The following is a 651-nucleotide window of genomic DNA, read 5'->3' on the forward strand; positions in this document are numbered from 1 at the left end:
GAGTTGGGCTTCGCAAAGACCACCCTTAAGCGGGCTCAGCTATCCGGTCACCGGATGGCATGCCGGTCCCGTGCAACGCACTAAAAACGATCTTGGAACGAAATGGCACGAGCTGCGTTGTGGACGCTTAAGCTAGATTGGGGGACCGGGATGGACGAGCTGCGGCAGGCAAATGTTGTCGCCTTCAAGAACCCAGAAATGCCCGCCAATGACAGCCTGAATTTTGATTATCAGGATTTTTTCGAGAATGGCGCCGTCGCGCTTCACCTGGTGAGCGCTGATGGCATCATTCTGCAAGCCAACAAGGCGGAGCTCGACCTCCTCGGTTATCCTGCCCAAGACTATGTCGGCCGCCATATCGCAGACTTCTATCCCGACCGGGACGTCATAGAGGACATTCTGGCACGCCTCACCAGGGGAGAGCGCATCCCGAGATATCCGGCGCGCTTGAGAGCCCGCGACGGATCCATCAAGCATGTCGAAATCACTTCGAGCGGGCATTTCCGCGACGGCAAGCTGATCAACACGAGATGCTTTATGGTCGATGTGACCGACCTTGAGCGGACCCGTACGGACCTCAGGCAGCAGGACAATACTTATCACCAAATCCTCGACGGCCTTCCGGTCGCCATCTATACGACTGACCAGGAC

1 protein-coding gene is annotated in these 651 nt (G+C 56.8%); it reads left to right on the forward strand.

The genetic code is table 11. The features are described 5' to 3' along the window. Nucleotides 1-150 precede the first annotated feature (150 nt). Nucleotides 151-651, forward strand: a 501-nt coding sequence (locus ACXJ7R_RS35580) for a PAS domain-containing protein (RefSeq protein ID WP_457155867.1), incomplete at its 3' end; no start/stop codon positions are given.

The sequence above is a fragment of the Mesorhizobium sp. P5_C1 genome, assembly GCF_054049815.1.